At 37.2% G+C, this 8,978-nt stretch carries 10 protein-coding genes, 1 pseudogene and 2 riboswitches; of the genes and pseudogenes, 6 read left to right on the plus strand and 5 right to left on the minus strand.

Translation table 11 applies throughout. The annotated features are described in order from the left end of the window. A pseudogene (locus AC11ZT_RS11860) lies at nucleotides 1-246 on the plus strand (hypothetical protein); the annotation flags it as partial. A gap of 152 nt (nucleotides 247-398) precedes the next feature. On the opposite strand, the gene metK reads toward AC11ZT_RS11860, so the two are convergent. Continuing rightward, the gene (metK, locus tag AC11ZT_RS11865; protein ID WP_484059792.1) at nucleotides 399-1,598 is read right to left on the minus strand and encodes a methionine adenosyltransferase; all 1,200 of its coding nucleotides are present in this window, start codon (nucleotides 1,596-1,598) and stop codon (nucleotides 399-401) included. 136 nt (nucleotides 1,599-1,734) lie between these two features. Beyond that, a riboswitch (SAM riboswitch) is annotated at nucleotides 1,735-1,849 on the minus strand. Nucleotides 1,850-2,077: 228 nt separating this feature from the next. Between metK and pckA the strand changes: the two genes are divergently transcribed. After that, on the plus strand, nucleotides 2,078-3,661 hold the full coding sequence (gene pckA, locus AC11ZT_RS11870; RefSeq protein ID WP_484059793.1) for a phosphoenolpyruvate carboxykinase (ATP): 1,584 nt from the start codon (nucleotides 2,078-2,080) through the stop codon (nucleotides 3,659-3,661). A 151-nt stretch (nucleotides 3,662-3,812) separates the two neighbouring features. Here the strand turns inward: pckA and AC11ZT_RS11875 are convergent, their stop codons facing one another. After that, nucleotides 3,813-3,962: an anti-repressor SinI family protein gene (locus AC11ZT_RS11875; RefSeq protein ID WP_484059794.1), complete on the minus strand. Its 150-nt coding sequence runs from the start codon at nucleotides 3,960-3,962 to the stop codon at nucleotides 3,813-3,815. Nucleotides 3,963-3,977: 15 nt separating this feature from the next. Next, nucleotides 3,978-4,062: riboswitch (cyclic di-GMP riboswitch) on the minus strand. A gap of 237 nt (nucleotides 4,063-4,299) precedes the next feature. On the opposite strand from AC11ZT_RS11875, the gene AC11ZT_RS11880 reads away from it, so the two are divergent. Genes AC11ZT_RS11880 through AC11ZT_RS11890 form a run of 3 tightly spaced genes read left to right on the plus strand, consistent with a single transcriptional unit; the run spans nucleotide 4,300 to nucleotide 6,865 of the window. After that, nucleotides 4,300-5,292 carry an ABC transporter substrate-binding protein gene (locus AC11ZT_RS11880; RefSeq protein ID WP_484059795.1) on the plus strand — a complete coding sequence of 331 codons (993 nt, stop codon included), beginning with the start codon at nucleotides 4,300-4,302 and terminating at the stop codon, nucleotides 5,290-5,292. A gap of 12 nt (nucleotides 5,293-5,304) precedes the next feature. Next, on the plus strand, nucleotides 5,305-6,072 hold the full coding sequence (locus AC11ZT_RS11885; RefSeq protein ID WP_484059796.1) for an ABC transporter ATP-binding protein: 768 nt from the start codon (nucleotides 5,305-5,307) through the stop codon (nucleotides 6,070-6,072). Between the two features lie 28 nt (nucleotides 6,073-6,100). Next, a complete protein-coding gene (locus AC11ZT_RS11890) occupies nucleotides 6,101-6,865 on the plus strand; it encodes an ABC transporter permease (RefSeq protein ID WP_484059800.1) in 765 nt (254 codons plus the stop codon). A gap of 66 nt (nucleotides 6,866-6,931) precedes the next feature. Here AC11ZT_RS11890 and ytkD read toward each other — a convergent pair whose 3' ends face one another. Further along, entirely contained in the window at nucleotides 6,932-7,408 is a 477-nt protein-coding gene (ytkD, locus tag AC11ZT_RS11895) for an RNA deprotection pyrophosphohydrolase (protein ID WP_484059797.1), read from the minus strand. Between the two features lie 333 nt (nucleotides 7,409-7,741). Further along, entirely contained in the window at nucleotides 7,742-8,215 is a 474-nt protein-coding gene (locus AC11ZT_RS11900; RefSeq protein WP_484059798.1) for an S-ribosylhomocysteine lyase, read from the minus strand. Nucleotides 8,216-8,359: 144 nt separating this feature from the next. Between AC11ZT_RS11900 and yidD the strand changes: the two genes are divergently transcribed. Continuing rightward, nucleotides 8,360-8,590 carry a membrane protein insertion efficiency factor YidD gene (yidD, locus tag AC11ZT_RS11905; protein WP_379965229.1) on the plus strand — a complete coding sequence of 77 codons (231 nt, stop codon included), beginning with the start codon at nucleotides 8,360-8,362 and terminating at the stop codon, nucleotides 8,588-8,590. Here yidD and AC11ZT_RS11910 read toward each other — a convergent pair. After that, the coding region (locus AC11ZT_RS11910) for a beta-class carbonic anhydrase (protein ID WP_484059799.1) at nucleotides 8,587-8,978 on the minus strand (392 nt) is incomplete at its 5' end. The genes yidD and AC11ZT_RS11910 overlap by 4 nt on opposite strands.

The raw sequence follows: 8,978 nt of genomic DNA on the forward strand, positions 1-8,978 counted from the left end.
ATAACGCAATTAGAAGTTAAACTGGAACAAACTAAGCAATCCTTATGCATTATGCAAAATGTATATAAATCGAAATATAAAAAAGAACATATGGCGACCGTTTATATCATTGTAAGTGTCATTATGCATTTGCAAACAGATCTACACATATTAGAGCATTTAATAGAAGATACAAAAATAAATGGATTAGCATCAAAAGGAACCGATATTCTTATGAAACTAAATGGTAATTTTATGGATGATTAATACCGCTAGAATAATTGTCGCCTGTCCTACCTCAAAAGCACTGCGACTTGAAGTAAATGATAGCTATATAAAAATAAGGGAACCCGAAAGGAAATAATCATTTCTTTCAGGTTCCCTTATTTTTTATATAATCCCTTTAGGGACATTTCCCTTTATAGACCTGCTTGCTTCTTTAATTCTAATGCTTTATCTGTTTGCTCCCAAGGAAGAACAACATCAGTACGACCAAAATGACCATAAGCAGCCGTTTGCTTATAAATTGGGCGACGAAGATCAAGCATCTTAATGATTCCAGCTGGGCGAAGGTCAAAGTTAGTACGAATTAAATCCACCAACAATTCCTCAGATACTTTACCCGTTCCAAACGTATCGACTGAAATGGAAACTGGCTGTGCAACGCCAATTGCATAGGCAAACTGAACTTCTGCCTTATCAGCAAGACCTGCAGCCACAATATTTTTCGCAACATAACGTGCTGCATAGGCTGCTGAACGGTCTACTTTTGTAGGATCTTTACCGGAGAACGCACCACCGCCATGACGTGCATATCCACCATACGTATCTACAATAATCTTACGTCCTGTTAAACCGGCATCGCCTTGTGGTCCACCAATTACAAAACGACCCGTTGGATTGATAAAGTACTTTGTCTTTTCATCAATTAAATGAGCCGGCACGATTGGTTTAATAACAAATTCTTTCAGATCCTTTTGAATTTGTTCCTGTGTAATTTCTGGATGATGCTGAGTTGAAATAACAATAGTATCAATACGCACAGGTTGGTTATTTTCATCATATTCTACCGTTACTTGTGTCTTACCATCTGGTCGTAAGTATGGGACTGTTTGGTCCTTACGAACTTCTGCTAGACGATGAGATAATTTATGTGCAAGAGCAATTGGAAGAGGCATTAATTCTTTTGTCTCATTACAAGCGTATCCGAACATTAATCCTTGATCGCCAGCTCCGATTGCTTCAATTTCCGCATCTGTCATCGTTCCTTCTCGAGCTTCTAATGCCTGATTGACTCCCATCGCGATATCAGCAGATTGTTCATCTATAGAAGTAAGTACAGCACAAGTTTCTGCATCAAATCCATATTTCGCACGATTATAACCGATCTCACGAATTGTATCACGAACAATTTTTGGGATGTCTACATAGGTAGAAGTTGTAATCTCTCCTGCAACCAATACTAAACCAGTTGTTACTGATGTTTCACAAGCAACGCGCGCATTCGGATCTTTCTCTAGAATTGCATCTAAAATGCTATCAGAAATTTGGTCACAAATTTTATCTGGGTGTCCCTCAGTAACAGACTCAGAAGTAAATAGACGACGTGTCTTACTCATTAGTAACCCCCCCTTTTCTATTATGTACGGAACTCATCTCTACAGAATACGTGGCTTACTTACAATACCCAATTTTAAAAATAAAAAAACCTTTCCCCTTGAGGAAAGGTTAAAATTTACTCATGTTTGCCTTTCACTCTTATCGTTCAAGGCTGATTACAAGCCTTGCGTCAGGTTAAGCACCTTTTCACTTTGAGAGTGAGGTTGCTGGGCTTCATGGGGCCTGTCCCTCCGCCAGCTCAGGATAAGAGAGTATCCGTCCAAACATTATACTAAAGAAATATCTGTCTGTTGTCAATTAAATTTCATAATTTATTGAATGATATTCACTGTTTTTGTCGAATAAAGTAAGGATGTAAGAACCTAGTAAAGCGGGAAACAAATTTCAATATATAGTATACATTATTTATTTTAATATGTTATACTCTTTGTAGAAAAAGGGAGCATATTTCATAAATCACATAAAGGATGGTATGTATATGAGTACTGTGAATATCCACACTGAATTACAAGAATTAGTCAATGGAAGCAATGCACACGTTCAACTAAGTGTTCCGCAATTAGTTGAAAAAGTATTAGTGAAAAAAGAAGGTGTTTTATCTTCTGCAGGCGCTGTTTCTGTTGCGACGGGAAAATACACAGGACGATCTCCTAAAGATAAATTTATCGTTAAAGATGATATTACGGAAGGCAAAGTTGACTGGGGTTCAGTTAACCAACCAATTTCATCAGAAACCTTCGATAAGCTATATACTAAAGTGCTAGAATACTTAAAAGAAAAAGATGAAATATTCATTTTTAACGGTTTTGCTGGAGCAGATAAAGCATATCAAATGCCAATCCAAGTTATCAATGAATATGCATGGCATAATCTATTTGCCCAACAATTATTTATTCGTCCTACTGAAGAAGAATTAGTAAATCATCAATCTGAATTTACAATTGTTTCAGCTCCTAACTTTAAAGCAGATCCAAGTGTGGATGGAACAAATTCAGAAACATTCATTATCATTTCCTTTGAAAAACGTATCGTTCTCATCGGAGGAACTGAATATGCTGGAGAAATGAAAAAAGGTATCTTCTCTATCATGAATTTCTTACTACCTGAACAAGACATCTTTTCTATGCACTGCTCTTCAAATGTTGGTCAAGAAGGGGACGTTGCTTTATTCTTCGGTCTTTCCGGAACAGGAAAAACAACTTTATCAGCTGATGCAAACCGTAAACTTATTGGGGATGATGAACACGGTTGGTCTGATAATGGTGTATTTAACATCGAAGGCGGTTGCTATGCGAAAGTTGTCAATTTATCACGTGAAAAAGAACCACAAATCTACGATGCTATCACATTTGGTACGGTTTTAGAAAACGTTGTTCTTGATGAACATTCTCGCGTGGCAGATTACGATAATGTATCATTGACAGAAAATACTCGCGTTGCTTATCCAATGGAAGCAATTGATAATATTGTCTTACCAAGTGTTGCCGGTCACCCGAATACAATTATTTTCTTAACAGCTGACGCATCTGGCGTATTGCCTCCAATCAGCAAACTTTCTAAAGAACAAGCAATGTACCACTTCTTAAGTGGATATACAAGTAAACTTGCTGGTACAGAACGCGGAGTTACTTCTCCACAAGCAACATTCTCAACATGCTTTGGATCTCCTTTCTTGCCGCTTCCAGCATCTCGTTACGCTGAACTACTTGGAGAAAAAATTGAAAAACATAATGCCGAAGTATTCTTAGTAAACACAGGCTGGACTGGCGGGGTATACGGTGTAGGAAAACGTATGAACCTTAAATATACTCGTGCAATGGTTCAAGCAGCACTTAACGGTGAATTAGCTAATGTAGAAACAAACAAAGATAGCATTTTCGGACTTGAAATTCCACTTCATGTACCTGGTGTTCCTGATGAAGTATTAATTCCGGAAAAGACATGGGCTGATAAAGAAGAATATAAGAAAACTGCAATTGAACTCGCAAGCAAATTCAAAGAAAACTTCAAGAAATTTTCAAATGTTTCTGAAGACATCATTTCAGCAGGCGGTCCTTTCTAATAGCTAAAAATACCGTCTACAGTCATTCTGTAGGCGGTATTTTTTTTCAAAAAAAAGAACAGTCATTTGACTGCTCAACATTTATAGCATGTAACCGTGCTTCGAGCTAGAGATGCTTTTCGTAGCTGTTTATCTACTGTCCTACACTTCGTTACTTCGTCGACGCTAATTGTAGAAATGCATTCACTTCTTCAAAGCTTAACCCTAAACCTTTTGCCTCCATAATCAATGCTAACCACTCCATGTCAAGATAGGCTCCGTGCGTCTCTTCCCCAATCATTCTTGATTGACTCATCAACATTTAGCTACCTCCGTAAGCGGCAGACCAGCCATCGTAGTATTCCTACCTTAGATCTGTGACTTTGCGTCCCCATTTTTCAACAGGTTTGCCTTTATCAACTTTTCATAATTTTAATTGTGATATTTCACATTTCTATTTTATCATGATTATCATTTAATAGTCGACTTTTAATATAAAAATATTTAAAAAAATATTTAAACAATATTCGATAAACTAATGTTGAATTTCTTTAAAGAGCAGGTTGCATCCTTGCATCACAATTTTTTATATAGGCATTCACACAATTTTGTTTCGGTTCATACAGTAAAAGTAGATTCTATCTAGGAGGTGCAAAGCATTGCGAAAGCTTTTCGTTCTATTTTTACTTATAACACTAAGTTGCATTACGCTTGTAGCTTGTACTCAAAAGTCAGTTAATGAAAAGGTTCGTGTCGGAGAAGTCACCCATTCCTTATTTTACACTCCCCTGTATGTAGCCATTAATAATGGCTATTTCCGAGAGGAAGGAATTGATTTAGAACTACAAATGACTGCTGGCGGTGATAAGACGATGACTGCCATTCTTTCAAATAGTATAGATATCGGACTCGTTGGTTCAGAGACATCCATTTATGTATACAATCAAGGAGCAAAAGATCCTGTTATTAACTTTGCCCAGTTAACCCAAACAGACGGAACATTTCTCGTGTCTCGTACTAAAACAGATACATTCCATTGGAGTGATTTAAAGGGCAAGACGTTTCTTGGGCAGCGCCAAGGTGGTATGCCGCAAATGGTAGGAGAATTTGTTCTGAAAAATCATAATCTAAATCCTCAAAAGGATCTTACTCTTATACAAAACATTGACTTTGCAAATATTGCTAACGCCTTTGCTTCTGGAACAGGTGATTACGTTCAATTATTTGAACCAACAGCTAGTATTTTTGAGCAAGCTGGAAAAGGGTATATTGTCGCTTCATTTGGTGCAGAATCTGGAAATGTTCCCTATACATCCTTTATGACAAAGAAAAGTTATTTAGTCAGCCATAAAGCAACAATAGAAAAATTTACAAAAGCCTTATATAGAGGGCAACAATGGGTATACACTCATACTGCAGAAGAGATTACAAATATAGTACAATCGCAATTTTCCGATACCCCAAAGGAGATTATTACGAAAGTCATACAGCGATATAAGGATCAGCAATCATTTGCAACTAATCCGCTTTTAGATGAAACAGAGTGGAATAACCTTCAAAAAATTATGAAAGAAGCTGGGCAATTGCCAAATAAGGTCGACTATCCAAGTTTAGTTGATCGGGAGATTGCTGAAAAAGTGATAAGAAAATAGGGGAAATGCCTAATGAGCTTTTTATCCATTGACCAGCTATACCATGGGTACTTTACTACAGATGAAGCAAGTCTTGTTCTAGCTAATATAAGTTTATCTGTCCAGGAAGGAGAATTTGTTTCCATTCTAGGAGCAAGCGGGTGTGGGAAAACGACATTACTTTCTTTAATTTCTGGATTACTAGTACCATTAAGCGGTACTGTAACGCTTGAACGGGAAATCATTACAAAACCATCATCCAAAATCGGCTATATGCTACAGCAAGACTACTTATTTCCTTGGAAAACGATACAAGAAAATGTTGTAACTGGACTTCGCATCACGAATAACTATAATGAGGAAAATAAACGGTACACGATCCAATTATTAAATCAGGTTGGATTACAAGACATAGAACATTTGTATCCTCGGCATTTGTCGGGTGGAATGCGACAACGTGCCGCTCTTGTCCGTACGTTAACAACTCATCCAAAGCTACTATTATTAGACGAACCATTTTCCGCTCTTGATTATCAGACGAAGCTTAAATTAGAAGAACTCGTTTTTTCCCTGCTGAAACAATTTCAAAAAACGTCCATCCTCGTTACTCATGATTTAGAGGAAGCAATCGCGATGAGTGACCGCATCATTCTACTGCAAGCTAGACCTGGAAGAATAGCGAAAGAGATTATAATTCCTGATGATATACGTGTCTTACCCCCCTTCCAGGCGCGTTCCCACCCTTCCTTCCTCCCTTTATTTCAAACTATTTGGAAGGAGCTTGAAGCTATTGAGGGATAATCACTTCAATTTGAAACGATTACACAGCATGTATAAAAAACAGAATCTCACAGTGAAATATACCGTCCTCTTAATACAAGTACTTTTGCTTGTTGGATCCATTTTCCTATGGCAAATCGCGAGCAGCCAAGATTGGATTGATCCACTTCTATTTAGTTCACCAATTAGTATTTTTCACTTGTTTAGTAGTAAATTACAAGATGGTACGCTTTGGCCCCATCTATCTACCACACTATTTGAAACCTGTATTGGGTTTATTCTAGGAACTCTTCTCGGCGCCATTATTGCTACCATACTTTGGTGGATCCCTATTTTAGCTAAAGTTTTAGATCCTTATTTAGTCGTATTCAATGCTATGCCTAAGGTCGCTCTCGGTCCCATTATCATCGTAATATTTGGTCCTAATGAGACCTCATCTATTGCAATGGGGGTTCTAATTTCTATCATCATTACCATTCTTGTGATTTACTCTGCCTTTTTAGAGATTGACACGAATTATATAAAGGTTCTTCAAACTTTCGGCGCCAATCGCTGGCAAGTGTATAAGCAAGCGGTTCTCCCCGCTTCCTTCCCCACGATTATATCTACTTTAAAAGTAAACGTAGGCCTTTCATGGGTCGGAGTTATTTTTGGAGAATTGCTTGTTTCAAAACAAGGCTTAGGCTACTTAATTCATTACGGCTTTCAAATTTTCAATTTCACGCTTGTACTCATGAGTGTACTGCTCACATGTTTATTTGCTGCCATCATGTACGTTCTAGTAGCATTATTTGAAAAAATGATTATTAAATAAAATTTGAATAAAAAATGGACCGTCACAGGTAAAGGTTCCTACCATTTCTGAGTAACGGTCCATTTCTTACATAACATGAAAACTTTTGTGTACTTGCTCTAAGCTTCGAACTAACACATCATCTCTCATAATAAAGCTGTATCGCCGATCATCTTTAATATGGGTCGGAATTGCATCCAATAAAACAGGTCCATTCGTTTCGTCAAGATGTGTATGCTTAACAAGCTTACTAATAGTTGCATAGTATATGTTTTTAATGATTATTTTATCTTTTCCAGACACTTTATATTGTCCTACATACTCAAGATGTGACACGATTCCACCTGTTTCTTCCAGCACCTCCCTGACGGCAGCTTCTTCAGGTGTTTCGCCTTCTTCTACTTTTCCACCTGGAAATTCAAAGCCACGACGCAAGTGCTGTGTTAACAGCCACTTGTCATGATAACGGCAAATCGCCCAAACATGCTTAGGTGCTTGAGAAAAAGGACGATCATCAAATGATAACTCCACTTTATTCTGGTAGTAATCTTTAAATGTATACATGAAAATGCGCTCCTACTATTACGAATTCTTACAGTGAATTGTAGCATATTTTTGCAACATCTGCCTAATAAGAAAAATAACGTTCAAACGTTATTTCCTTCATAACGACTCATAAAAGCAAACTCTAACCGAACAGGTCTGCCCAATTATGTTGTCCCCTAAGACAAAACTCCTATTCATTGTTACCTAGAAAAAGGGAAATATGCACAATTCCCCCTATCTATCATGTTAGGATGAACATACAAGTGTTGTTCTTGTGTCTAAAATGAAAGAAAGACTATTCTTTCACACACAGATACGACTGTGCTAAAGATAGCCTTTCAACATCATCTATTAGCCAAATACTTTTTCTAATTCCTCTTTATTTTGTGATAACCAGTAATTCATAAGACGTTTTGCACCCTCTAGATCATGAAGTTTTGCCTGCCCACATTGCAAAACATTAGCTGCGGGTACTTCAGTTACAGTAACTGCATCACGCATCGTGTCTTCGAGCAGGTCAATAATCTCACGAACGGTTGATGTGCCGCTTACTACAAGGTAGAATCCAGTTTGGCATCCCATAGGCGAAATATCAATAATATCAAAGTGGCCAAATTTCACTACATATTTTCGTAAATTATATGCTAATAAATGTTCAAGTGTATGAATAACATCTGGCTTCATTGCTTCCTTATTCGGTTGACAAAATCGAATATCAAATTTATTTACAATTCCGTCACTTCCAACTTTATGAACACCACAATGTCTGACATAAGGTGCTTTCACAATGGTATGGTCTAATTCAAAGCTTTCTACTGATGGCATATTGGTCTCTCCTTAATAAATCAAATTAAATAATTCCGATATAAATAATATGATATAATTTTTTTTACAAATAGTAAAGATATGAAACATGATTTTTCAATACAGCTTGTGCTATGATAATTGTATTTGAAAGGAGTTTTTACTATGAAGAAAATTCTTATTTCTATTATTCAGTTTTATCAGAATTTTATATCTCCATTAACACCACCATCCTGTCGTTTTTATCCGACTTGCTCTCATTATGGCGTGGAAGCAATTAAAGTCCATGGTGCACTTAAAGGAAGCTGGCTTACTATCAAACGAATTTCAAAATGCCATCCGTTTCATCCCGGTGGATTTGACCCTGTTCCCGAGAAAAAACACAAGCATCCTTAATGTTCGTAGCCGTTTATAATCACGTCTAATTTCCCTGTTTTGGGATCAATCACCATACCGTGTACTGGAACATCAGTTGGTAAGAGAGGGTGATTACGAATCGTATCTACACTATGTTTTACGCTATCCTCCACGCTTGAGAAACCACGAAGAAAGCGATTTAAGTCAATACCTGAATAGCGAAGCGTTTCAATCTTATCTTCAGAAATGCCTCGGTCTTTCATCTTCTGAATCGTCTTTTGTGCTTGTATGCTTGCCATTCCGCAATCATAATGACCAACCACACATACTTCAGCAGCACCTAATTCATATACTGCCACCATAATACTACGCATAATACTTCCAAACGGATGAGAAACTATTGCTCCTGCCACTTTAATAATTTTCA

This window comes from Ectobacillus sp. (assembly GCF_056992975.1).